Source organism: Nostoc sp. UIC 10890 (genome assembly GCF_054786515.1).
In genome coordinates this window covers 1423026-1448111 of sequence record NZ_JBSGKF010000001.1, presented here as the reverse complement: position 1 = coordinate 1448111, position 25086 = coordinate 1423026, and the positions used below count along the sequence as shown (strand labels likewise).

Below are 25086 nucleotides of genomic sequence, written 5' to 3'. Positions count from 1 at the left end.
GAGCAGAGAGGCAGAGGGGCAGAGGGGCAGAGGAGCAAATGTCCAATGCCCAATGCCCAATGCCCAATTCCCTATGCCCTATGCCCTTAACTTAAATTAAAGATGCTGTGCTAAGGTCTTATTCAAGGTAGTTTTTGGAACCGCCCCTACAACAGTATCGACCTGGCGACCTCCTTTAAAAACCATCAATGTCGGAATGCTGCGAATTCCATAGTGGCTAGCGACAGTAGGATTTTGATCTGTGTTCAACTTCACAAATTTCACCTGTCCTTCGTATTCAGCAGCAACTTCATCGACGACTGGGCCAACCATCCGGCAAGGGCCGCACCACGGTGCCCAAAAGTCCACTAATACCGGAATTTCACTCTCCAAGACTTCTTGCTTGAATGTGGCTTCTGTGACATTTGTAATGGATGACATAAATTGCCTTCCTAGTTAATTCTATTATTCGATAATATCGAATAATAAAAATATATGCCACCTGATGAGATAATGCAACTATGAGATTCCTTTATCATCCAGATAGAAAAAATATTTCTTTACCGGGCGTGTTGTATGCATTGGGCGATCCAGTGAGACTAGAGATTGTGCGGCTGTTGGCGACTGAGGGGGAACAATGCTGTGCGAGGTTTGATTTTGCGATCGCTAAGTCTACCATGTCTAATCACTTCAAGATTTTGCGGGAGTCGGGGATGGTCTTTACACGGAAAGAAGGGACACAGCATATTAACATCCTGCGGCGTGAAGATTTAGAGATGCTGTTTCCAGGGTTACTGGATGCGGTATTGAAAGCCGCTCAACCATTGCCTGTTGTCCCTGCGAGTGCTAAACAAACAGCTTCAAGGATCTAGGGCATTGGGTATGGGGCATTGGGCATTGGGCAAAATAGTTCCGAGTTCCGTTAGCTGTAGCGGGGCGTTGAGCCAGTGATGAGTAGAAAAAGTGAGATTCCCCACTCATCCCATTTCACGAAAATCTTGATACATATAGATTTTTCGTAGGGGTTTAGCACTGCTAAACCCTTACCCACGTATTTGTATCATTACTAAAGTGAAATGGTATCATCACTCATGACTCAGCACTCGCTACCTGTTTAAGAGGATGTTTTAAAAGTCCTCTGGTCGATAGCAAAACGTTTTAGATCCCCCTAAATCCCCCTTAAAAAGGGGGAATTTTAGAGATTTTGCCCCCCTTTTTAAGGGGGGTTGGGGGGATCAACAAGTGCCTAAAATTACTGCCAACCACTTTTAAAACATCCTCTAAGAAACTTCTTGTTTTTTAATAGGGATTTTGTTGAATTGCAATAAGCACCACTAGCCGTATCAACTTGGTCATCGTGTTGTTTCAATCCCTAATAGGGATTTTGTTGAATTGCAATGATACGGCGGCGATTGCTACTGGGACTGATGCGGCGTTTCAATCCCTAATAGGGATTTTGTTGAATTGCAATCAAATAATTATCCATTCATATACTCATGAGACTTGTTTCAATCCCTAATAGGGATTTTGTTGAATTGCAATGTCATCAAGGAATCATAAGCATTAATGAAAAGCCCTGTTTCAATCCCTAATAGGGATTTTGTTGAATTGCAATTGTTGAGATGTCTTAGCCACAGTGAGAAGTTCATCCGTTTCAATCCCTAATAGGGATTTTGTTGAATTGCAATTTTTATAAGGGTCTTGTCCTCTAATTTTAGAGCGGTTTCAATCCCTAATAGGGATTTTGTTGAATTGCAATTTAATGGCAATTCATCCAAGTCAAAGGTTGAAAGTTTCAATCCCTAATAGGGATTTTGTTGAATTGCAATGGGCTGAGTCTCAATTACCGCTTGCTGAATCTGGTGTTTCAATCCCTAATAGGGATTTTGTTGAATTGCAATACCAGTGGCAAATTTAGTTGTAATTAATTCGGCAATGTTTCAATCCCTAATAGGGATTTTGTTGAATTGCAATCTTTGGCAGCCTTGGGCTAGCCTAATTCCCCTTGGATTAAGTTTCAATCCCTAATAGGGATTTTGTTGAATTGCAATGGATTCTTGAGTATTATAATGTCTCAAAGAGATGTTTCAATCCCTAATAGGGATTTTGTTGAATTGCAATTTTCGCGGATTTTGAAAGTCCCATGAAGTTGTAAATGTTTCAATCCCTAATAGGGATTTTGTTGAATTGCAATAATACTAATCAACGGCAACTCTTCACAAGAAACAGTTTCAATCCCTAATAGGGATTTTGTTGAATTGCAATGGCTTAAGTGGGGAGATGGTGCCTACTTTTTTGTTTCAATCCCTAATAGGGATTTTGTTGAATTGCAATGGCAGAAGCCTGAAAGCCAAGCTGTATTTAGTTTTCAAGGTGCTGTTGCGCGAATCTAGAGCAATCATAGCATTAGAGAATTTCTTTGGAAAGAGTGTAGGTAAAAGTTGAAGGCTGAAAACCACTTTTTGTAAGCATTTCAGAAGTTGCGCGGATGACAATGGAAGATTAGCGGGGTGAAATGCTTGCTGGTGTTGAGATAGAAGCACTTTTTTGGGAATGTGAAATTTGTACACCTACCCTTCCGCGCATTGAGATAAAAAAACTCTGTGAGAAGCTACACAATAAGCTAATGGTGATGGGGGGCGCGATCGCTGCCTTCAGAGCCAGAAATCACAGTCTTTATAGCCTCCCACATCACACGCAGCACTTCTAATGTCAGTCTTGAGACTCTTCAGAGATAGATTCTGATTCTGATTCGGTTTCAAGTTCTTCTGTTTTAACTTTGGCGGCTGGAGGTTTAACGGGTTTTGGGCCACGCGCTAGTGCAAGATTCACAGGCTGCCTGATTTCATCTTTATATGATGATTTTTTCCTTCCACCAGAGGAGCGATCGCGGCTCGGTTTTGAGCTTTTGGGGTTGGATTCAATAGGGGTTACAGAATCCGAGTTTTCGGAATTCTTATCAGTACTTCCTTGAGACTGACGTTCCGATTTCTTAATTGGACGTTCTACCATTGTTTATTTTTGTAAACTTATCTGTATGGTACATCGGTTTGGTAACTGAGCATCTCAAATATACTAGGCGATTAGAAATCATGGCTACACAAACGAAGGACTCAAAGAATTTCAAACCCACGGCGGTGGGTTTTGTCTGTATAGACGCGAATTCGATTCGCTAAGACAGGCGTGTTTTTACTATTCAACAAAATTAGGTCGTGCCTGTTGCCTTGATTTAAATTTTTCCTCTAAAACTTCCCAATTTTCTTGCTCAATTAAGTTGGTCAACTCATCAAGATTGTGACGATATTGTTGCAGCGATCGCAGCAATGCTTGACGATTATACCGCGCCATCATCACGCCCAACTCTGGGTTCCCACCACCCACACGACTGGTATCGCGAAAACCTGAACTAGCTAACTTTTGGGCTAATTCCAAAACATCGGGGTCAGTTTCGCTCAAACAAGCAGCAATCAACGAGGAACTGACCATTACAGGTAAATGGGAAATCCAACTCACAGCGCGGTCATGTTGCTCTGGTTGACAATAATAGAGATTCGCTCCTAGCGATCGCACAAGTTCTTCTACAACCGTAATTGCACTACTTGGTGTTGTATTTATTGGTGTTAATACATAAGGTTTATCAACAAATAAATGCCGCTGTGCAGCTTCTATCCCACTGTCTGTTCTTCCCGCCATTGGATGACCACCGATAAAATTATCCCAAAGGGGAGAAATATCCTTTACTATCTGTGCTTTCGCCGAACCGACATCAGTCACGATGGTAGCAGTAGACAAATGAGCGATCATCTGCTCAAATTGGGGCACAATAAGCGCTAGAGGAGTACAAATAAATACAACCTCTGCGGCTGCTAACAAGCTCAGATCAACTGATGCTTGATCAACACAGCCGAGAGTAACTGCCTTTTCACAGGTAGATTCACGGCGACTGACTCCTAAGATATGATGTCCTTGCGATCGCAAATCAAAGCCCAAAGATCCGCCAATCAGTCCCAATCCTAAAATCCCAATATTCATTTTTGATTTTGACATTCCGTTTTTATGACTTTACCAACTATTAAAGTTGGCATCCAAGGGGTAGCATCGATGACTGTAGAGGAATTACTGGAAAAATACGCAGCAGGAGTCTTAAACTTTAGTGGTGTTGACCTCCCAGAAGCTAATCTGAGTGGGGTAAAACTCAGTGGCATAAATCTGAGCGATGCTAATTTAAGCATAGTCAACCTGAGTGGCGCGAATCTGAGTGAAGCTAACTTGAGCAATGCCAAGTTGAATGTCGCTAGACTGAGTGGGGCGAATCTATGTAGCGCCATCTTGAACAACGCCAGCCTCAACGTCGCTAATTTGATTCGAGCCGATCTCAGTCGCGCTCAACTAAAGGGAGCCTCATTAATCCGCGCCGAGTTAATTCGCGCTGATCTCAGTCGCACCGATTTGTCGGAAGCTGACCTCACCGGTGCCGATTTGCGAGAAGCGACACTCCGCCAAGCCAATCTCCGCCACGCTAACTTGAGCGAGACTGTCTTGAGAGGTGCTTCTATGACTGGGGCTAACTTGGAGATGGCTAACTTAAACGCCAGTGACCTCAGTCGTTCTGACCTGAGCGGTGCAAATTTGCGAGAAGCTGAACTCAGACAAGCTAATCTCAGCCATGCTAACTTGAGCGGGGCAGATTTGAGCGGCGCAAACCTCCGCTGGGCAGATTTGAGCGGTGCAAATCTCCGGTGGGCAGATTTGAGCGGTGCAAAATTGAGCGGGGCTGATTTAATTGGCGCAGATTTAAGCAATGCCAATTTAACGAATACGAGTTTAGTACACGCCAATTTAACTCAAGCAAAATTAATTAGAGCAGAATGGATCGGTGCTGACTTAACAGGAGCAACGTTAACTGGGGCAAAGCTTTATGCCACCTCCAGGTTTGGCTTAAAAACCGAAAGTATGATTTGTGAATGGGTTGATCTTAGCCCAAATGGCGATCGCTCCATTGTTCAAAAATTCCATTCCGCAGAGTCACGAGATTTTTTTAACGAAACACCGCCAACAATAAGGATTATCGTTGATGCAGCTCTAGAACACGAAGCTAATTTTGCGATCGCAGGCGCTTACTACCAAATTGCTCAAGAATATCGGGGACTAAAACAACCCCCAAGCATCGAAAGTGGTCGTCGTCGAACTATTTTCACCTTTTATGTAGATAGCGACGAAGCATTATTATCCACTGCTTATATTGTGATTCTTCCTTTTCTAGATGCGGCATCTATTCAAAAGAATATTTCCAGCATGGTGGAAATGATTAACAGTGAAGTTGTTGCCAAACAAGATTTAAAATCGCCCCAGATTGTCGAGCAATTAAATATTCTTTTAGAACAAGCCAGTAGTCAGGCTATAACAATTAAACAGATGAAAAAAAATATTGAAGTAGCCGCTAAGTTAAATTTTTGTAAAGCCCCAACCCAAATAATTTTAACGAATTCCAGCGCCCACACTTTGATTGTCTATGATCATCCCAACTTTGGGAAAAGATTTATTAATCGCTCTGCTCTCAATGCTTCAACTTATGATGATATATCTAATGAATCAATAAAATATGATATATTGCCTTCGTTAAATATGGTAATAGATTTTGTCAAAGGATTTCACTATATTAGTCATGAGACATAGGGCATTAAAACAATTCGCAATGGGCTAACGCCCCGCTCCGCTAACGCAATTCGCAATGACGCTCCTGCGTCGCTACCGCTACGCTAACGCAATTACGTTTTGCGTTAGCGAGTCTGCGAACTTTGGGGATTTAGACCCCGACCCAAAACGTGCTGCCTGTCTTGTTGGGGACTTAACCCCCCAAAGTTCGTTAAACTAATGACCAATGACAAATGACCAATGACCAATGACAAATGACAAATGACAAATGACAAAAAAATTGGAGGACGAAAATGGCTAATTTATTTAATAAAATGATCGGTAGAACTCGCTATGTAGTTTTTCGACTATTTCTGCACTTAGGGGGAGGCGAAGTAGCGCCAATTTTGGGAGTATTAAATAGTGCTGGACGAGACGCGATCGATGCCGATGGCGACTTAGAAGTTTTGGGAGAAGGATTAGTAGAAATTAGCCAAACCCTGCTGCAATACGATGAATATTGGCTTTCTGCTGCGAACGAAGGTGACGTATTTTTTAATGAAGGCGAAGCAGGAGATTATGTGAATGAATTATTTACTGATTCTGCCGAAAGATATCTCAGCGAACCAGATTATACTTCTGACTCTGGATTGAATGAACCTTTATCTATACCTGTAACCCGTAACGTTATTGTGATGATTACAGTGGCTTATGAAGGAGAAGTACCAGAGTTAGAAACTGATCTTTCTAACGTTCAGGCACTCAAGGAAGGATTGAAAGCATTGATAAATTTGCATTATAAACAGAGATTGAAGGCAATCCAAGTACATTTTTCCCCAGCACAGTTAGGCGATGAACTCACTAGCGATCAACTGTTGCAATATTATCCAGAATTGATTCCTTTATAATAGTTGGGTAGTCCGTACTTACTACTCACATCGAGAAATTGTTAAGCTCAGAGATAGGACAATAATCCAATGATCATGACCATAGTACGTAAATTTACAGCCGTTTTTTTAGCTCTGAGTTTGTGTATCACAACTGTTGCTTGTGGTAGTGGCGAAAGCCAAACTAATTCTTCTTCGGCCAAGAACGTTAGCCAAACCTCGGCTACAACCAAGCTGAGTGATGGAGAGTATCAAATACAACAAGCTACTTATGACGATGGAACTGGTGAATACAACCTGTTTTTACTTAATAATAAGCCCCCAACCTTTGCAACCGAAAATTTGCAAATGGCAAGGTTAACTGATGATGAAATCAAGCAGGGCAAAAAAACCTATCTGAAGGTCGAAAACGGACAACCGATTTTATACCTGACAGAAGATTTTAAACTTGAGTACGTTCACAACGTTACCGAGAATAAAACCAATCCCCAAACGGGACAACAAGAGACGGTTGTAGTCCGTCGAGAAAATAGCTTCTGGGCACCGTTTGCGGGGTCTGTGGCTGGTAGCTTGGCGGGTCAGGCAATTGGTAGTATGTTGTTTAGACCCCAGTATTATGTACCCCCTGTCTATCAATCAGGACAAGGATTAAGTGGCTTTGGTGGATATGGCGGCAGCTATGGCCAAGCAGTTCAAAATTATCAAAGTCGCTACAATGCACCACCCGCAGCCGTGACAAATCGCACTGCGTTCCGCAATACAGGAACAATTAGAAGGTCATATCCTGGAAATTCAAATGTACGCAATACACCGCGTAGTACTACAGGTAATAACCGTCCTTCTGGTTCTGGGTTTGGTGGTAGTACCTTACGACCCTCTGGTAACTCCAGCACTACCAGACGCAATTCTGGCAGTGGTTTTGGTAGTGGGCGTAGTACAGCACCCCGCCGTTCAAGTGGTTTTGGCAGCAGACGCCGTTAGAAAATTTCCAATTCAATAAATAAACTGCCTAAAAAATGAAGGTAGTGTGTTGCACAAAGAAGCCGGAGGGTCACAAGTTAAACCGCCGGCTTCTCTTTATCTCTATACAATTTGTGAGGAGGAATAATGAATTATTCGGTCAAATAATATGAAATACTAAATACGAATATTGCTAAAATAACAGGAATCATTTTACTTAAGTCGATTCGCCTTTGTTGAAGCATTTCTAAACAATAAATGGGAATCATTATAGGCCAGAAGATAGTTGTTACCAGAAACATCACAACTGATAAAAATTTATCTTCGGGAGTGGAAGTGGGATGACGTAGGGAAAATATTAACCAATTAGTTACAAAATAGAATGTCATTAATAAGTAACCAATAGTTAAAGTGAGTTGTATCTGATTCACCGTGAGTACTCCTGAAGTTATGTGAGCTTCACCAAACATCATCCGTACAAAGTTATAACATATACAATCGGAATCTCACCGCGTGTTTCCTGACGCAAACACGTGGTGAGGTTGAAAAATGTACTTCATATAAATGAGAACCGCTATTGTTAAGACAAGACGCGATAAATCGCCGTCTCTACAAAAAACTGATTATTGTAGAGACGGCGATTCATAGCGTCTTTGTGATGATTTATCGCATCTTTGTGATCTAGAATTTTTATCAAGTGCTAAAGTCACAGCGAAACACTTTTCAAACAACCTCTTAAAGCAATAATTAAGCGGTCTTAAAAAATCGAATAATTTCGCGGACATGATCGAGAAATTGTCCGTCGGTGGAAAGTTGCGCGATCGCATTTCTGGCTTCTCTCCCCAAACGCTCATGTTCTGTTTGATTTGTCGCCCGTAATTCTTCCACGTTAGCCGCAATTCGAGCTAAATCTCTGCGAGTCTCTTCAGCAAAGCGTTGTTGAGTCGCAGATAAGGAATAAGGTTGTTCTGGGTTGAGTTGATCTTCCAATGACTGAATTTTTTGTTCCAATATAGAGAAGCGATCGCGCAGTTCAAAAATATCTTCGCGAGGATACTTCCATTCTTGGCGAATCATCGCTAACCGCGCATATAAATACTCATAAGCTCGAATCGCTGGACGCAGAATTGTTAATAATAAAGCTGCACCAGAACTTATATATCCCACTGTACTAATACCAGTGGCCGCAAGGGTATAAAGACCAACGGCTGAGAATAAGTGTAAAGCAATGGCAACCCAGAGCGATCGCTTTGCTAAAAGTGTGACATACTTCACCTGCTTCTCATCAACTGGAATTCCTTTCTCAGTTGATTGTGCGGCTTCTGCTAAGACTTCTTTGGCTTGAAAATGCACATTCCACGGTACGGTAACAATTACCAACAGCCACCAAAAACTAGCACCACCAATCACCCAGTCAAGAAAGTTACCAGCAGGGATGTGCAACCATTGCAATAAGCCAAAAGCCGTTAGCACCACAACCACAATTCCAGCAATAGAACTGATGAAAAAGTTAATATACATTTTCCCCTGTCTCCGGTGAAACTATACCTTGATGATGACTGTGCCCCAGCAGTTATACATAAAGTCTTGTGATGGTTTCACTGTTTGCACATACCTGCTATTGGATGAGATAGCTACGCCAAATTGGTTGAGTATCTTTGCTACCTTTTTCTGGAAGTAGCAATCGCCAAGTTTTACCTTCTTGCTGAATTTGCAGGTAAACGTCAAATGCTTGTTGTGGTTGCGTCAAGCTTCGTTTTGGTAGCTTAACAATCAAGTCGTAGGTTCCCCGAACGCGGAAAGCTGGTAAATTTCCAATTGTCAGGGGTTGTTCTTGGGTAATTGATAGCCGCTTGATTTCAAATCCTTGAAAGTCTAAATCCAACTGTTGACTAAGTTTTTGTTGAGTTTGTTCTAGCCCAAGTGCGATCGCTTTTTGCACTAACTCGCTAGTTGGTAGCAGTCCAATACTGCCACAAGCTGTCACTAGCACCAGCAATATTGCTGTCAAAACTAATCGCACCATGTTATTCCTGAGATTCCACTTATCAGCGATAGTATAACTGTAGATTCTCTCAATTCTCTGATCTACCATGCCAAAACAGTCTATAGGTCTTGATAACCAACTCTACAATTATCTTTTATCTGTTTCGCTGCGGGAACCAGAGATTCTTGGGAAGTTACGCCAAGAAACCGCCAGCCATCCCCGGAGTGGAATGCAGATTTCACCAGAACAAGGACAGTTTATGAGACTTCTAGTGGAGTTAATTGGAGCGAAGAAAACCCTGGAAGTTGGAGTGTTTACGGGTTATAGCTCACTTTCTGTAGCTTTGGCACTACCAGATGATGGGAATATTATCGCTTGTGATGTGAGTGAAGAATTTACTGCGATCGCTCGGCGGTATTGGCAAGAAGCTGGGGTTGCCGATAAAATCGATCTCCGATTAGCGCCAGCTTTAGAAACTTTAGATCAATTATTGGCAACTGGTCAAGCAGAAACCTTTGACTTTGCCTTTATTGATGCTGATAAAGAAAATTATGATGGATATTATGAGCGATCGCTACAATTATTGCGTCCAGGTGGATTAATTGCTATTGATAATGTTTTATGGTCTGGACAAGTTGCTGATGAGCAAAATCAAGATGAAAGCACCCAATCTATCCGCGCTCTCAACAAAAAGTTACATCATGACGAACGGATAACATTGTCCCTTGTCCCCATCGCCGATGGACTTACTTTAGCCATCAAGCGACCTTAATACAGTAGCTAACTTTTCACGTTATGTGGAAAAGTCCACGCAAAACCTAACCCCCTAACCCCCAACACGTCGCGGGAAGGGGGAAATTCAAAGTCTCTCTCCTTTTAGGAGAGAGAAATAGAAGTGAGGTTTTCCTAGATGCCGTAAAAAGTCAGAATACAGCAGGGGCGCACAACTAACTGTGCGCCCCTACCACCTGTTCTATTTCTATTTATCCAACAGAATTCAAGAGTCAGGATGAATTCTGACCAAAAAAGCGGTAGCGAGTATTTTCAAGTCGCGTCTTGATTCTAACCAGAGCTTTCTTAGTCTCCGGCTCTACTCCTGAATTCTGACTTCTGAATTCTGAATTCTTCTTTAATTAAAAGTTGTAGCCAACTCCTAATAGTAGCCCGACATCAGTTTGATCCATAAAAGCTGCATTTACGGCACCTGTCACCGTAAATCGAGAACCTAAAGGAACGTCTACACCACCAGTTAGAAGTAATCCAATGTCAGTATCAAGATTAGCTTCAATTGCTACGCCAGCACCTAAGTAAGGAGATATGGCAAAGGTTCTTTCACCCACCGAACCTGCTGCGCGGGGAGAAAAATCAAAAGTTACGGGAACTAGAAATATTGTATCGTCCCCAAAGATCACCGATGGTCGCACTGACAGATAGTTTGTCAAACCAAGTTTGCTGATTACTGTAAAGTTACCCTCGCTCAAAGCTGTATCGTTACCGCTCAAACCAATATTACCAGCGACTCCGAGATAGCTTCTGCCACCACGAGTAGCTCTACCTACATTCACATCAGGTGTTGTGCCGTTCGTGCCTGTTGGTGGCTGATTTAACTGACTGATGTTAATATCAGGCGGGATTAGGACTTGGTTAATTGCATGGATAATACCATTGCTAGCTTTGACATCTGCCTGGATAACTCTGGCATTATTCACCGCAACTTGATTGTTAGCCGAATCGATTTGAATATTTACAGGTCTTTCTTCAAAGGTTTTCAGTTCCCCAGCCGAAAGCTGACTAGCAGTTACCGCACCAGGAACCACATGATATCTCAAAATCTTAATCAATGCTTCTCTGTTTTCTGGTTGCTCTAACTGTTGTAAGGTAGCAGCAGGCAAAGCAGCAAATGCATCATTGGTAGGAGCGAAAACTGTATAAGGGCCAGGCTGTTGCAGAATATCTGCTAAACCGGCTGTCTTTAGTAAAGAAGTTAGAGTTGAAAAAGAATTACTGGATGCAGCAAGAGAAACAATATCAGTAGCAGTTGGAGTTCCAGCGACAATATACTGGCTAGCTGGAAGATTGCTAGCAATGGGTTGTAGCCGTCCTTGTCTAGCCAAAGCTTGATATAAAAGTGCTGCGGCTTCAGCACGAGTTAGCGACTGTTGCGGATTGAGTTGTTTCACATCTGGGTAGTTGACAACAAGATTACCCGCTGTTGCTGCTGCCACACTACCAATAGCGTAGTCTGGGATAGCTGAGGCGTCGTTGTAGTAAGTACTGAGAGTACTTGTATCGCCACCAGATAAACCCAAGCCACTACTTAAAGCAACAATCCCCTGCACTCTAGGGATTTCTTGATTTGGTCTAAACACGTTTCCAGGATAGCCTGCCAAAAATCCAGTTTCGTAGGCTAGCTGAATTGCAGAAGCGGCCCAATAGCCAGCAGGAACATCACTAAATCCACCGGCACTTAATTGCCGAACTCGGTTTTGGTTACTGAAAGCTCTTTGAATCAAGGCGGCAAATTCAGCACGAGTTACAGGTTGATTCGGTCTAAAGCTGCCATCAGGAAAGCCAGCAATCACGTTATTGTCAGCTAGGACTTGAATGAAAGGACGTGCCCAATAATCTGAAGAAACATCAGACAAGTTAACTGTTGAAGTTGGTGCTGGTGTAGGAGATGGAGTAGCAGATGGAACAGTACTTTGAGATGAAGCTGGTGTAGAAATTACGATGGGAGTTATTATCGCAGCTGTCATGCCCAGAACTAACAAAGCAACCTTTGCTGATGACCAACGAAACAAACTAGACATGGAAATATCCTCTTTTTAATTTATTGGGTTGACTATTGGAAAATACTGGATGCAATGTTAAGTGAATACAAATATCCAGATGATTATTAGGTTTGCCTTGATATAGAAACCAGTTCACTCTGGAAAATTCAAATGTGGGACATTATTAAGTAGCTGCTCTGAATATCTCATAACATTTATCTCAGTGGTTACCACACATAGTATAGTATAGGATTCGTATTTGTTTTTAAAGACCCGCATATCAGACTAACCATAAGTAAAGAGATTGTGGTAATCTGGCACGTTGCAATAATAAAGAGAATTAGTGCAACGAGGAGATTTTATGAGTTATAAAATTGCAGTCAAGCAGTAAAAGAATTGGCTTTTAATAACCGTTTCTTTATGATTGCCGATGAGGGTTAATGCCGTCAAGCTCAATGCATCATGTTCTTTAGCAAGGTTAAAGAAGTAAAATGTGTCTTGACGATATGCTGTATTATTAGTCTTTAATCAAAATTATACAACTAACTAATGGCTGGATTTAGACGAAAAACTTTCACTCTTTAGATAGTTGCCCGATGATGGGAAATTTGGCAATACTAAACTGAAAATTAGCGATCGCAATCAAAAATTCTGACTATGATTGCGCCAACACTTCTTGCTAGAAATTATTTTTGGCAAAAGACTATTTCATGAAAAGTAACCCACAGATAAACTAGGATTTTTGAAAGAGGTCTAATCTCTATCAGTTCTGCTTATAACTCCTCTGGAGCTATGGCAACAAATCCAGTTTTAACTCCACGCTTAAACCCAGCACTTTCATAGAAGTGCAACGTCTCCTCACGTTTTGAGCCACTCAGAAGCATCACTTTATAGCACTGTTGCTGCCATGCTAAAGCTAATGCATAATGAAGCACCTGTGTACCAAATCCCTGTCGTCGATAATCGGGGTGAGTGACGACATTTTCAATAATGCCGTATGGACGTGCGCCACGCGTCAAGTTGGGAACAATGGTTAAGTTACACGTTGCGACTAATTGACTAACAATATCAGCCACAATGTAATACAAACGGGGATCATCTAAAATTCCATCCCAAATGGATTGTAAAATATCATCAGTAGGTAGAGGCGCATCTAGAGGATTTAGGTGGTGATACAACGCCAGAAGTTGGGGAAGTTCGTCGCGTGCAATCAGGCGAACGGTAATTATTGGTTTAGACAAAGTTGTATTAGGGTAATTATGCCAGGAAGTATGTTTTAAATTTGGGGAAGACCCAAATTTAAAATCACGTGAATCTACATAGTGCTTAACTGCGAGTTTCCTAATCGAGCTTAACGCTCCTCTGGACTCCAAACTTCTACTGTCTAGGCAAATAAACGTCCCCAGTCCCTAGTTCTGACTTTTCACGGCATCTGGAAAACCTCACTTCTATTTCTCTCTCCTAAAAGGCTACCGTGTACACACAAGTCTTTTAAAGTTGCTGTGTAACGTAGGGTGGGTTAATTTTTGCAGGTTGATGCAACTAAGGTGCGGGTCGATGCAACTAAGGTGCGGGTCGATGCAACTAAGGTGCGAGTCGATGCAACTAAGGTGCGGGTTGATGCAACTAAGGTGCGGGTCGATGCAACTAAGGTGCGGGTCGATGCAACTAAGGTGCGGGTCGATGCAACTAAGGTGCGGGTCGATGCAACTAAGGTGCAGGTCAAGAGACTTGTGTGTACGCCGTAGCCTAAAAGGAGAGAGGCTTTGAATTTTCCCCCTTCCCGCGACGTGTTGGGGGTTAGGGGGTTAGGTTTTTGGTGGACTTTTCCACATAACGTGAAAAGTCATGTCCCTAGTTAAGGGACTTCCAGATAAAAAAATATCCAATTAACTATTGTAGGGTGGGCCGAAAAGCCACTGGTGTCAACTTCAGCCAAAAATAGCGTACTGATTGGGTGTTGTTCACCCGCCAGGGATTGTAAATCCCTGACTAATTGCTCAAGTCTACTGAAGTAGACTGAAAATTTTTGCAATCTTTAGTCCTCTTCAGAGGACTTTAGCTATGAGACAGGGATTTACAATCCCTGGCGGACGTGCTGGCGGACGTGCGGTTTCGCGTTAAGTTGACACCAGTGGCGTCTCGCCCGCCCAGTAAATAGGGCGGGCAAGATGCATTGGTGTCAACTTAACCCAAAAGCCTGTCTAGAAAAAGCTTTTAGATATTGTCTCGTGTCTCGTTCCCAGTCTCCGCCTGGGAATGCCATCTTAGAAACTCCGCCTCCCTTGCTGGCGGCAGAGCCGCCAACAGCAGCATTTCCAGCCCAGAGGCTGGAAACGAGATTTGAAAAGGTTTTAGCTTAAGTTGACACCAATGGGCAAGATGCCCACCCTACAAAATTAAATAATTTATTTCTTGGAGTTCCCTAAAAGGATTAATTCGGCTTACCTGTAATCGTGAATGCTGCCCAGTAATAAGGATGATTATAAAGATTTTTATCTGATGCCATTTTACTATTTCTATATAGCTGTGTCGCCAAATAAGTTTGAATTCTTACTTCTTCAGGATGCAGATTATTCAAAACATCTTCATACCATTTTGTCAGTTCACCAGCAGTTAATTCTTTCAGCCATCGTGTTGCTTCAGCTAAGGCTGTAACAGCTGATTTATTCGGCTGTAATCGTCGGTAAAACTCAATCATTACCAAAGCACTAGCCGAAGATTCTACACTCCAGAGAGTACTCACTACATGAGGAACGCGCTGACTCACAAAACCAGTAACTAAACTCATATACTCTGTGCTGATAGTGTGATTGGTAGTAATTAAATTTTCACAGGCAGAGAGAGTAATAAGATTGTAACTTGCGAGATTTTGTTGGCAGATTTCATCTAAAGTAAGTCTGTCTTCACCTGTTAATGCTAATTCTGACTTTTTAGGTTCAGCCAAATTATTAGTGACACGACCTGTAAAATGAAAGATGTTGTAATTATCAAACAAGGTATTCTCGACAATATTTTTTGTAGCTTCTGACCCCTGAATTCGTTGGATATTATTGAACATCTGGCTAACAATTTCGGACTCAAGTTTGGCAAATTTAAGTGTGGGATAACCTGTACTCTCAGGATGTTCAATACTGAGTAATAATTTATTTTGCCACTGCCAAATATCTTCAGTTCTGATTGATAAACCTACTTGGGCACTAGGTAGATAAGTGACGGTGAAATTTGATTCCACATTCGGCAACTCTTCCAGTGATGGAGAAGAGAGATGGAAAAGAGTATGAATGGGCAATCTGTACAAGTCACGGTGAGGAATTAAAACCAGTTGGGTGATGCCTTCGAGTTCCTGTGCAATTGTGGAAATATTCAGGATTTCATACAGTTGCAACAGCTTCTCTTCCATATCAACTCGCCAAGAATGCTGGCTTTTACTTTCTTTGTCTTGGGCCGTGCTGCGATATTCTTGGTATTGTTGATGCCAATCTTCTAGCCAAGTTTCAAATTGAATTAGGCGTTGCACTGCTTCAGGTAGGGGCAATTCATTGAGACGGATAGCGTCTTCTCCTAAAGGTATTACCCCAGTATCTTGCATGGGTGTAAAGAGCAGGATTGGTGATGGCGCTTGGTCTTTAAGAATAAAAGTATGTAAAGCGACTGGACTAATATGCCAGTAAATAATTGCTGTTGTGGGATTGAATAGTTGTTGAATTGCCCCATAATAAGGCGAGTAAATATTATCATCCCAGCCGTAAAGTAGCCAGTTTAAACAAGCGTTTTTACCTTGTTCGGCAATTTCCCAGGCTTCAACTAAATCACCAGACTCTACGGCTAAATCAACTGCCAATTGATCAAAGCCTACAAATTTTAAAGCTAGCTGCTTTTTACTTTCGTCTGAGCGAGTTTCTTCACTCAGTAATTGTCGCAATAAATCTGTACCGCGTTGCAGCAATTCTTGAACTTGTGTTGTTTGTCCCAAACCCATCAGCACTTTGCTTAGAGATTGTAAAACCTCTAGGTGCAACTGGGGAAAATATTCTAATGTCAGGGTTAACAGCGCTTGATGGTACTCAGATGCGGCTTTGCGCCAATAATCGCGGGTATTGCTATGTTTTTTGCCTTGTTCATAGTAAGTATTAGCGATCGCAAAATGCAATCTCCCCCAACCTTCTGGGTGGGTATCTGTTCGCAGATGCTTTAACCCTTCCTCGTAGCTGGCTAATTTCCCTTCGTAGCCACCCTGTTGTAAGGCGGGATTTGTCGCGGTGATACTACTCGAAAAATTCAGTAAGGCGTCAGAATCTACTAAATGACCGATCGCAGTTCCCCGACCAATCCAAGCTTCCCAATAATCTTGTTTAATTTGCAAAGCGTTGTCATAACAAACGATCGCTTCGGCAAATTGTTCTAAATAAAATAGTGCTAACGCCTGATTATACCAAGCTAAGTGGAAGTCGGGTTTAATGGCGATCGCTTGTCGATAGGAGGCGATCGCTTCTTGTCTACGTCCTAAGTTATCTAAGGCTATACCTCGGTTGTACCAAGCTAAGTAGAAGTCGGCTTGAATGGAAAGTGCTTTGTCCCAGGAGGCGATCGCTTCTGACCATCTTCCTAAATTAAACAGCACTACACCCCGGTCTATCCAGACTTCGTGGTACTCTGGGTAAATTGCTATAGCTCTGTCGTAAGATATAATCGCCTCGGTAAATTGTTCGCCGACAGCTAGGGCTATACCTCGGTGATACCAGTTTTCCTGGTCTTCTGGTTCCAAATGCAGCGCTTGGTCATAACTGGCAATAGCTTCTGGTAGCCAACCTAACTTCAGTAGCGCTAAACCCTTGCTAGACCATGCTTCTTGATAGTCTGGTTTAATCTCTATAGCTTTATCAAAAGAAGCGATCGCTTCTTCAAAGTATCCTAATTCTCCGAGAGTTCCACCCCGGTTATACCAAGCTTTGTAGAAGTCGGGTTTCAGTTGTGTGGCTGTTTCGTAAGATGCGATCGCTTCATCAAAACGTTCTAAATGGAACAGCGTCAAGCCTCGGTTAAACCAATATTCTGAGAATTCGGGTTGAAGTTCGATGGCTTGATCATAAGATGCGATCGCGCCTAACAAATCACCTGTTTTCGCTTGGCTTAGACCTTGGTAAAACCACCCTTGAGCGTGGGTAATCGGATTATCGCTATGTCGCTCAATAATACCTGGGGAATTACTGCTTTGAACTGCCAGATCAGAAGCAAGTTGCTGGACTAAATTGGTACTTTGATCCAATCTCACCCACAATTCATCTAGGGTATAAGCCACATTTGGCTCTAAATTCGTCAAAGTGTTATCCCAGGTTTCCTCTGAGGAAGACGTTGTTAATTCAGTTCTTTGTCTAGTAAAAAGGAGATTTGCTGGTGTTTGAGTTGGATTAACTTTCTCTTCATTGCCAAATCTTAGTTCGGCTAATGAAGTGATTGAATCTTCCGCTGCGGGGAGAGGGAGATTTTCAGGTATTGCCGTTTGAGCATCTTCACTTTCATACTCCAATACCAGTTCCTCTAAGTTTTCGGTCAATATTTCTTCAAAATAGGCAATTTGGGGTGCTGAAGTTATTGGTTCAACATCTTGCACCTCATATTCCCACAATTGCTCACCTAAGCTACGGATTAGCTCTTGCCCAGGAGAAATTGGGAGAATTTCTTCATCGGTTGTAGTTTCTACGATATCTGGCTCATCATACTCCCATAACTGCTCGCCTAAATCGCGCAGCAGTTCTTGCCCAGGAGTGACTTCTACGACATCTGGCTCATCATGCTCCCATAACTGTTCGCCCAAATCGCGCAGCAGTTCTTGCCCAGGAGTGACTTCTACCTCATCTTGCGGCTGATTGTCCTGATACTCTATCTCTGTAGGTAAGTTTTGCATTAGCCGGATGCCAATGTTATATGCAACATCTCCAATTCTGCCAACATCAAGTTCACCCAATTCCACCATCTGTGTTGCTAACAGGGGATTTGGTGTGGGTGAAGCTAGCAAGCTTTCGCCAAACATCACCAACCAATCTATCCAGCGTTCAGCCGGAATCCGATTTTCGAGTCGTTGCAGATACCTCAATGCCCACTGTCGTCCTCGTGCTTGATGCACGCCTTCTAACAATTGGATAAACAATTGTTCCAGATCCGCATTGGTTAGTTCTGGTAGTACCTCCACCAGGTTGTGTCCTCTCACACCCTTGAGAGAACTAGTCTGCTTACTTGCAATGAGGCGCTTGAATAACCTTTTAAGCGACTGCGATATCCGCCTGAGCATCTGCCACACTCTTGGATTTTGTTTTTCTAGATTGTAGCCATCGTTGTGTTAAAAAACTCATGAATTACGTAAAAATCCATTAGATTCTGACAGCGCTTCCGTAGAAGGTTAGCAAAAAATATACAAAACCTCAAGAGTATAGCATTACAACGTTACAATTCCCAGATTTAACTCTTGAGTTTTGACTTTGAGAAGTCGTTAATTTTCTGTTTGCTCTGTAGTCGATTCACCAGCAGGATATAGTTGACTAATCAATGCCTGGACAAGCACTTGTGGGTCATCTGTTTCAACGGCAAGCTGTTGAGCAATCTGCTGGCGTAAGTTTTCATCTTCCTGCAACATCACAAACAACTCTTCTAGGGTGACAGTTTGGTATTCTCCCTCCGGGGGGTTATCTGCTGGTGTATCTGTTAACTCTGATACTGGGGCAGTTGTCTCAGAGGGCAAAGTCGTACTGAGAGCATCTGGCCCTTCATATTCCCAGATTGGTTCGCCTTGATTGCGTGTCAACAACTGCATCCCGATACTATAGGCAACATCTCCGATTTCTCCGATGTTCAACTCACCAAGTTGCACTAACCGCGCAGCCATTTCATTATTGGGTGTAGGTGATGCGAGCAATTTGTCGCCAAAGCGCCCTAACCATTCAACCCAGCGTTCAGTTGGGATACGATGTTCAATATTGTGCAGCCACTTCTGTGCCCATGCTTCCCCTCGTGCTTGATGGACTCCTTGCAACAGTTCGTTGAAGAGAAATTCCAGATCCGTATCGTTTAAGGGTGGTGCTGGTTCTCTTGCCACATTCCCCTTAGATTTTGAGGTAGTCTGTTTTCCACCAAACAAGCTCTGAAAAAGCTTTTTGAGCCATTGAAATAGCCGCTTGAGCATCTGCTAGCACCATCGAATATTGCTTATCCTAAAATTGTAGCGATCGCACTGGACTATGGCGTTAGTTCTTTGTCATTTGTCATTTGTCATTGGTCATTTGTCATTGGTCATTGGTCATTTGTCATTGCTTCTTCTTCTCTTGCCTCCCACTATTTAGGAGAACAAATGTACTAAATGATATGCTATAATTCCCATACATTGATGTTGAAGTCATAGTAGAGGATAAGCTCTAGTTGCTTGCTTTCCTGAGTGCCAAAATTTACGGCATGAGTTGAGTGCAAGGGCTATGGCAACATCGATAAACAAAGCAGGTACGAGAGTTTAAAATAGTTGAATCCTAAACTCGACTCGGTGCTACTAATTCACGTTGAAAGGCATTGAAGTCTATTTTTCCATGTCTTACGAACCCCTGCACCACAAATATCGCCCCAAAAGTTTTGCTGAACTGGTGGGCCAAGAAGCGATCGCTACCACCCTCACGAACGCGATCGGCACATCCAAAATCGCCCCCGCCTATTTATTCACTGGGCCTAGAGGTACGGGGAAAACTTCTAGTGCCCGAATTCTGGCTAAATCTCTGAATTGTCTCAAAAGTGACAAGCCCACCGCAGAACCCTGCGGTGTATGTGATGTTTGTCAGGGGATCACCAAGGGCTACGCCTTAGATGTAATTGAAATCGATGCTGCCAGTAATACTGGTGTCGATAATATCCGCGAATTGATTGAAAAAGCCCAGTTTGCCCCTGTGCAGTGTCGCTACAAGGTTTATGTTATTGATGAATGCCACATGCTAAGTACCCAGGCATTCAACGCGCTACTCAAGACACTAGAGGAACCACCGAGACATGTGGTTTTTGTGTTGGCGACAACAGACCCGCAACGGGTGTTACCAACGATTATTTCGCGGTGTCAAAGGTTTGATTTTAGACGTATTCAGTTAGAAGCGATGGTGAAGCATTTAAGTGCGATCGCTTTTAAAGAAAACATTCATATTTCATCCGATGCTGTCACCCTGGTAGGCCAACTTGCTCAGGGAGGGTTGCGAGATGCCGAAAGTTTGCTTGACCAATTGGGTTTATTAGCGGGTGAAGTAACACCGGATAGAGTTTGGGATTTGGTTGGGACGGTGAGCGAACAGGACTTGTTAAAGCTGTTAAATGCGATCGCTCAAGATAAGCCCGAAGCAGTTCTAGACTGTACTCACTACATTCTTGATCGTGGTCGAGAACCGCTAACTATTCTGCAAAATCTCGCCGCCTTCTACCGCGATTTACTCATTGCCAAAACCGCACCCAATCGCCACGATTTGGTTGCTTGTACTCAGCAAACCTGGAAAGCACTGGTTGAGTTTGCTCAATACTTCGATATGAGCGTGATTTTAGCAGGACAGCAACACTTGCGAACATCGGAAGTGCAAATTAAAAACAGCACCCAGCCGCGTTTGTGGTTGGAAGTAACATTATTAGGATTGTTACCCAGTGCGACAAATGTTCAACTACAAGCCCCAAGTGTCGCACCGCGAGTTCACACACCTGTTGTATCTCCAAGCTATCCTCAAGCAGTTGTCCAAAATCAACTAGTCTCTTCTGTACCCGTAGTTGAACCGCAAACAAATCATAATTCTGTAAATCATCATCTAACTGCTGCCCAAAATCAGCCCGTCACTTCATCTCCCATAGTTGAACGGCAAACAAATCACACTTCTGTTGTTCACTCAATTTCACCACCAACCCCAGAACCATCTGTTCCTGTGCCACCTGCGAACATTGAACCAGTAACTTCAGAAGTTGTTGGGGAAGCAGAATATGACTTAACTCAGGTTTGGCAACAGGTGCTTGCTAACCTCCAGCCAAAATCAAGGCAAGAAATGCTGCGTCAAATGAGCCAACTCATTGAGTTCGATGGTGTTGTGGCTCGAATTGCGATTAAACAGGCATGGTATGACAAGGGAAAATCTTATCTACCGATGATTACGGCAGCTTTCCAGCAGACTTTTCAGCGTGAAATCCAGATAAATATAGAAAAAGGAATTTCTTCAAACTCTACCTCAACCAGAAAAAATCCTCCGCCAAAAGACTCTACTCGCGTTCAGCAACCACCAACTCCCAGTTACAACCAGCAAATTTCGCCTCCAGCATCAGTACCACAGCCAGCAACTCCACCACCAGCACCACTAAAAACCGAGCCAGCAGCAAGAAATGGAAATGGGACAAATGGCAATGGGGTAAATGGAAATGGGACAAATGGAAATAGGGCAAATGGAAATGGGGCGCAAACTTTGCCTCCACCACCAACGCGAACACCTGCAACTGATTGGGAAGTTGACGAAGTAGCGATCGCAGCTCAACGTCTAGCAGCATTTTTCAACGGAGAAATTATCCGCTTTGCAGATGATTTCCCAGAATTCTCCGATTCCATAACTACACCTGAATGGGTAGAGGAAGCAGAAGTTGATGATGAATAAAATTTTTTTCTAATATTCCTCCTATACGGGTTTAGAGCAAGCACTTTTGAAGTGGTCTTTAATTGAGAGGGTCGCAATCCCAGGGCAAACGCATCTAAATATTGATGAGCCTGAATCAGAGTGGAATTTAGCAAAACCCTAATCAGATAAGGCTTTTAGGAAATTAAATATTCACATGTATGGTAGTGTAGTAGTTTTTAAACCAAATAATATTACCATATCGATGTCTATTATCTTCTCCAAACTCTTGTTTACTATACAGCTTAAATATTTATCCCCCCAAAGATAGAATTTAAATTATTTTTTACCTATACTGATTATCTTTTACTAGCAAAGTTAACCTAATTTTATTCCTTCAGATAGATGACTTTTTTAATTAAATTATTGTTTTGTGAATACAGTTTTCCATTATAAATTTAATAATATTTTTATTATTTCCATAAATTTTTTCAATACCTAAAACTCTAGTGTTAAACAGCAAATAGGACTACAATAGATTGTTAATTGCTGGATGTAGCATTTTCTACTTGATTAAACTTGAAAGTTATTAAGTAAGATAAACCGAAAAGTTTAAGTATGTCCTGTACCTTTTCGGTTTACCTTACCCAATAAACTTGGCCAACTATTAGGTAACAAGGAATAATGTTGAAACGTCGCGTAATACTAGCTGGTTTGAGTGTACTTAGCTTAACGTTAGCTGTGAGTACAAAAGTTTATGGTAGTTCCACTACCGGGCCAGATGCTTGGGAGACTGTCTACAATGATGCGGTTGCTGGAGCAACAACGACAATTTCAGTGCCGCTTTTAGGCTTTCTGTTATCAGTTATTTTGCAAATAGTCTACAACTTAGCAGGTTTTTGGGGCGGTTAATTCATCGTCTGATATCTCAACAGAAAAATAGTCGATATAGAGGCTTTTGCAATCTGATTTTTTGCTAATTTTCAGACTGCGTAGACGCTCTGCGTCTTATTGCCAGACATCGCCTGAATAAATCTCTCATTCATTAACGCAGATTATCCCATAGCCAAATATTCCAAACACCGTGAGGAGTTTTTTATGTTCAAACCTCGCACAATTTTTAGTGCTTTAAATGCAATTATCCTAGCGTTTGCCATCAGCACACAGATATATATACAACCCGCATTAGCTGCTGGAGGAACGTGTAATCCAACTGTGGGAAACCTACCTATATGCCCAAGTACCGCACCTTCCCACTCAGCTAGTTTCATTGATCCAACAGCAACAATCACCAATCCCACAAATATTACCTTGGGCGAAAAAGTCTACGTCGCTCCATTTGCCCAGTTAGATGCTACTAATGCTCCAATTAGTATTGCAGCAGATTCTAATGCCCAAGACCAAGTGAAAATCACAGCTTCAGGAACAGGAGTGGAGATTGGCGAACGTGTCATTATGGCACACATGGCCATTATCAAAGGTGCAGCTAAAATTGGTACTCAAGGTTCTACAGGGCCTTTTACCGACACAGTTACCAATACTCAGTTTAGCAACACTGTCCCAGAGACTTTTCTCGCCTTCAATTGTGAAATAGACGGTGCAACTATACAAAGAAACACAGTAGTCAACTTTCTGGCGCGAGTTGGCCCTGGTGTTACCTTACCCGCTGGTAAAGTTGTCTTGCCTGGTAAAAACGTCACAAATAATCTACAAGCTAATAGCGGCAGTTTAGGGAAAGTAGTCAACCTGACACAAGCAGACGTTGCATTAATGGAAGGCATTATTGAAGTCAATGAAGCATTTGCCAAAGGTTACACAGATTTAGCTAGGGCAAACTTAACAAACGTAACAGGAATTAATTATGCTCCCGTCACCTTCTTTAATTCTGGAGGTCTACCGCAGATAGGTGGAACTCCAACTAGTGATCCAAACTATCGTAACCGAATTATCGGTAATCTTAATTTCCAAGATTCTTTAGCAACACTCAACCACAAACTAGCTAATAGAATTTCGCTACGTGCTGATGAAGGTGAACCTTTTAATGTTGGGTCAATTGCTGGGATGGCAAACGATGTTGTCTTTCACGCTTTAGAAACCACTAGTTTGACTCTTGGTAATGGAGTTGGTTATGGGCCTCGCGCTCTAGTTCATGGCGGTAGGCAGGTTGTCAATGGTGTTGCTAATGGCCCTGAAACTAGCATAGGTGATGCTGTAGGGCTAGGGCCGAACTCTGTTATATTCCGCGCCAGCATTGGCAACAGATCAGCAATTGGGCAAAGAAGCGCAGTCTTCAACTCTACAGTAGCTCCCAGAACGCATATCCGTTCTCGAACAATCTATGCAGACAACGGCAACCTAATTTTACCTGTGGAGTGGTAAGCAACTGACTTTTGCATCATGATGAATCGGAAAATATTGTCGGTGCAATTACAATGCCTACGATTGATTGTGCTGTTCACTTTGATATTCGGACTGATACTAGGTGTTGATGACAGTTCATCTATAGCTGCTGAAATCACCTCAAATCAGCCTCAAGTTGTACAACCGCCAATCACCGGACTTGTCTCTACATTGTCGGATGAAGTCGAGGAATTACCATCAGACTTAATTCGCTGGTCAACTTACTGGCAACTTTGCTGGGAACCATATCCTGAAGCTAAAGAGTACGAACTACAAACGGTGCTTGTGGAAGGGAAATCTCCAAAGTTGAAACGTCAAAGCGATCGCTGTTTTCGTATCCAAGCTGCATCTAATGAAAACCAAAAATCACAAGGATTACTCAACCGTGATTTGATCTTGCTAATGCATAAAATTCAGCTTGGTTATCGAGTGCGAGCCGTCTTAGATAACAACCGCGTCAGTGAATGGTCTCAAGTAATGGCAGTCGGTGCAACTACTACCTCTGAATTGAATGGTACTTAGAATATCTGTAATAGCCCTTGTGGTACTAGCGATAGCACCAGAAGTGAGTTTTTCTAATGTTTGTGGTGCAATCCCAGCGCGAAGATACCCTAGTAAAGGTGCTTGTCCTTCATAAAAGGGAGATTTTCTCTGATGAGAATTGCCTAACTCAATATACAAATCTGAGACAGTAATAGTCATGCTTCCCCTTGAACCATTGTTTTGTCCTTGTTGTACTCCAGCTATATTACATTTGCTGACTCAATCCGACCTGACTCAGCACCTACTCCAATTAAGAACGAGGTCAGTTTCTCCGCTTATCAAAAGGAATCAAAAACAGTAGCAGCAATCTCTCTATCCGTAGC

The 25086-nt window shown here is 42.4% G+C and carries 19 protein-coding genes and 1 CRISPR repeat array; of the genes, 10 read left to right on the top strand and 9 right to left on the bottom strand.

The features are described from left to right. Positions 1-96: 96 nt before the first annotated feature. Complete coding sequence (trxA, locus tag ACWATR_RS05745) at positions 97-420, bottom strand: thioredoxin (RefSeq protein ID WP_012412473.1); 324 nt, start codon at positions 418-420, stop codon at positions 97-99. Positions 421-500: 80 nt separating this feature from the next. Between trxA and ACWATR_RS05740 the strand changes: the two genes are divergently transcribed. Further along, positions 501-851 carry an ArsR/SmtB family transcription factor gene (locus tag ACWATR_RS05740; protein WP_069069630.1) on the top strand — a complete coding sequence of 117 codons (351 nt, stop codon included), beginning with the start codon at positions 501-503 and terminating at the stop codon, positions 849-851. Between the two features lie 490 nt (positions 852-1341). Next, a CRISPR array of direct repeats spans positions 1342-2313; the repeat unit is 37 nt; unit sequence GTTTCAATCCCTAATAGGGATTTTGTTGAATTGCAAT. Between the two features lie 378 nt (positions 2314-2691). On the opposite strand, the gene ACWATR_RS05735 is transcribed toward ACWATR_RS05740, so the two are convergent. Then, positions 2692-2991 (bottom strand): hypothetical protein, encoded by a 300-nt coding sequence (locus tag ACWATR_RS05735; protein WP_460330298.1) that lies wholly within the window; start codon positions 2989-2991, stop codon positions 2692-2694. Positions 2992-3171: 180 nt separating this feature from the next. After that, positions 3172-4011: a prephenate/arogenate dehydrogenase gene (locus ACWATR_RS05730; RefSeq protein WP_460340226.1), complete on the bottom strand. Its 840-nt coding sequence runs from the start codon at positions 4009-4011 to the stop codon at positions 3172-3174. A gap of 69 nt (positions 4012-4080) precedes the next feature. Here ACWATR_RS05730 and ACWATR_RS05725 point away from each other — a divergent pair, with 69 nt between their 5' ends. From ACWATR_RS05725 to ACWATR_RS05715, 3 genes are all read left to right on the top strand, one after another. Then, complete coding sequence (locus ACWATR_RS05725; protein ID WP_460340223.1) at positions 4081-5655, top strand: pentapeptide repeat-containing protein; 1575 nt, start codon at positions 4081-4083, stop codon at positions 5653-5655. Between the two features lie 272 nt (positions 5656-5927). Next, positions 5928-6521: a DUF1517 domain-containing protein gene (locus tag ACWATR_RS05720; RefSeq protein ID WP_460330296.1), complete on the top strand. Its 594-nt coding sequence runs from the start codon at positions 5928-5930 to the stop codon at positions 6519-6521. 69 nt (positions 6522-6590) lie between these two features. Beyond that, positions 6591-7481, top strand: a complete 891-nt coding sequence (locus ACWATR_RS05715) for a hypothetical protein (protein WP_420762805.1) — start codon at positions 6591-6593, stop codon at positions 7479-7481. Between the two features lie 726 nt (positions 7482-8207). Here ACWATR_RS05715 and ACWATR_RS05710 read toward each other — a convergent pair. Continuing rightward, positions 8208-8981 (bottom strand): hypothetical protein, encoded by a 774-nt coding sequence (locus ACWATR_RS05710; protein ID WP_460330294.1) that lies wholly within the window; start codon positions 8979-8981, stop codon positions 8208-8210. 97 nt (positions 8982-9078) lie between these two features. Continuing rightward, a complete protein-coding gene (locus ACWATR_RS05705) occupies positions 9079-9486 on the bottom strand; it encodes a hypothetical protein (protein ID WP_460340220.1) in 408 nt (135 codons plus the stop codon). Positions 9487-9553: 67 nt separating this feature from the next. Here ACWATR_RS05705 and ACWATR_RS05700 point away from each other — a divergent pair, with 67 nt between their 5' ends. Further along, the gene (locus tag ACWATR_RS05700) at positions 9554-10219 is read left to right on the top strand and encodes a class I SAM-dependent methyltransferase (RefSeq protein ID WP_460330292.1); all 666 of its coding nucleotides are present in this window, start codon (positions 9554-9556) and stop codon (positions 10217-10219) included. 361 nt (positions 10220-10580) lie between these two features. On the opposite strand, the gene ACWATR_RS05695 is transcribed toward ACWATR_RS05700, so the two are convergent. Next, positions 10581-12257 (bottom strand): fasciclin domain-containing protein, encoded by a 1677-nt coding sequence (locus ACWATR_RS05695; RefSeq protein WP_460330289.1) that lies wholly within the window; start codon positions 12255-12257, stop codon positions 10581-10583. A gap of 734 nt (positions 12258-12991) precedes the next feature. After that, positions 12992-13459, bottom strand: coding sequence for a GNAT family N-acetyltransferase (locus tag ACWATR_RS05690; RefSeq protein WP_460330286.1), 468 nt, complete (start codon positions 13457-13459; stop codon positions 12992-12994). Positions 13460-14449: 990 nt separating this feature from the next. Between ACWATR_RS05690 and ACWATR_RS05685 the strand changes: the two genes are divergently transcribed. Continuing rightward, entirely contained in the window at positions 14450-14581 is a 132-nt protein-coding gene (locus ACWATR_RS05685; protein ID WP_460330284.1) for a hypothetical protein, read from the top strand. Positions 14582-14652: 71 nt separating this feature from the next. Here the strand turns inward: ACWATR_RS05685 and ACWATR_RS05680 are convergent, their stop codons facing one another. Beyond that, positions 14653-18510, bottom strand: a complete 3858-nt coding sequence (locus ACWATR_RS05680) for a CHAT domain-containing protein (protein WP_460330281.1) — start codon at positions 18508-18510, stop codon at positions 14653-14655. Between the two features lie 198 nt (positions 18511-18708). Next, a complete protein-coding gene (locus tag ACWATR_RS05675; protein ID WP_460330278.1) occupies positions 18709-19398 on the bottom strand; it encodes a hypothetical protein in 690 nt (229 codons plus the stop codon). Between the two features lie 394 nt (positions 19399-19792). Here ACWATR_RS05675 and ACWATR_RS05670 point away from each other — a divergent pair, with 394 nt between their 5' ends. The 4 genes from ACWATR_RS05670 (at position 19793) to ACWATR_RS05655 (ending at position 24742) form a co-directional block, all read left to right on the top strand. Beyond that, on the top strand, positions 19793-21862 hold the full coding sequence (locus tag ACWATR_RS05670) for a DNA polymerase III subunit gamma/tau (protein WP_460330275.1): 2070 nt from the start codon (positions 19793-19795) through the stop codon (positions 21860-21862). A 642-nt stretch (positions 21863-22504) separates the two neighbouring features. Then, positions 22505-22732, top strand: a complete 228-nt coding sequence (locus tag ACWATR_RS05665; RefSeq protein ID WP_460330272.1) for a hypothetical protein — start codon at positions 22505-22507, stop codon at positions 22730-22732. Positions 22733-22918: 186 nt separating this feature from the next. Next, positions 22919-24199 carry an acetyltransferase gene (locus tag ACWATR_RS05660; protein WP_460330270.1) on the top strand — a complete coding sequence of 427 codons (1281 nt, stop codon included), beginning with the start codon at positions 22919-22921 and terminating at the stop codon, positions 24197-24199. Positions 24200-24217: 18 nt separating this feature from the next. Beyond that, positions 24218-24742, top strand: a complete 525-nt coding sequence (locus ACWATR_RS05655) for a hypothetical protein (protein ID WP_460330267.1) — start codon at positions 24218-24220, stop codon at positions 24740-24742. Positions 24743-25086: the final 344 nt, after the last annotated feature.